The organism is Pseudomonas sp. FFUP_PS_473, from assembly GCF_002858665.1.
Lineage (GTDB): Bacteria > Pseudomonadota > Gammaproteobacteria > Pseudomonadales > Pseudomonadaceae > Aquipseudomonas > Aquipseudomonas defluvii.
Window position 1 is genome coordinate 1 of record NZ_PJQQ01000098.1, and the last position, 1,113, is coordinate 1,113.

Annotated in this window: 1 protein-coding gene; it reads left to right on the plus strand. The window is 60.5% G+C overall.

The genetic code is table 11. The features are described from left to right. Positions 1 to 55 precede the first annotated feature (55 nt). Positions 56 to 1,084, plus strand: coding sequence for an IS30-like element ISPsp7 family transposase (locus CYD26_RS24745; RefSeq protein WP_100414200.1), 1,029 nt, complete (start codon positions 56 to 58; stop codon positions 1,082 to 1,084). Positions 1,085 to 1,113 lie beyond the last annotated feature (29 nt).

Genomic DNA, 1,113 nt, shown 5'->3' on the forward strand with positions numbered 1-1,113 from the left:
GGCGGCGGCAAAAACTGAGTGCAACACCTGACCTTTCCGGTACGGTGCTGCCCCTATGTCTTATACCGAACTCAGCGTTGAAGAGCGCGCCACCATACAAATCGGTCGTACCCAAGGCTTCAGCCTGCGTAGGATTGCCTGCTTGATCAACCGATCCCCTTCGACCATCAGCCGGGAGCTGCGCCGTAACCGAGGTGCTTGCGGTGGCTACTCGGCCCGCCTGGCCCAGCAGCAAATGCAGGCCCGCCGCCAGGTTTGTCGACCGATGCGAAAACTGTTGCCGGGTAGCGAGCGCTTCGAACTGGTGACCCATATGCTGCGTGAGCGTTTGTCTCCCGAGCAGATTGCCGGCAAGCTGCGCAGCATGAACATACCCAACCTGCGAGATGCCTACGTCTGTCGCGAGACGATCTACAACGCGATCTATGCCCTGCCAGTGGGTGAGCTGCGTAAGGAGCTGATCATCTGTCTGCGCCAAGGCAAGACGACGCGCCGGCCGCGCTCTGGTGGCGTGGATCGGCGCGGCCAGATCCCCGAGATGGTCAGTATTCATGTGCGCCCGCCGGAGATTGAAGACAGGCTGATGCCGGGGCATTGGGAAGGCGACCTCATCAAGGGTAAGGCCAACGCCTCGTCCGTCGGTACGCTGGTGGAACGCACCAGTGGCTACCTGATGTTGGTGAAGATGAACGACGCGACGGCGACTTCGGCGCTGGAAGGCTTCAGTGCAGCGCTCAATGGCATGCCGCTGGAGATGCGCAAGAGCATGACTTACGACCAGGGCCGGGAGATGGCGCGACACGCCGAGATCACCCAAAGAACCGGCGTGGCGATCTACTTCTGCGACCCGCACAGCCCCTGGCAGCGCGGCAGCAACGAAAACATCAACGGCCTGATTCGCCAGTACTTGCCCAAGGGCACAGACCTGTCGATACATAGCCAGGAGGAGCTGGACGCCATTGCGCTGCAACTGAACATGCGACCGCGCAAGCGCTTCGACTTCAAATGCCCCATCGAGGTGATGGGAGAGGTCATGCAAAATGCCATGGCAATGCGGCATGATGCTCCGGCTTCAATTCAATAACCGTGTTGCACTCAGCTCCTGCAACCGCC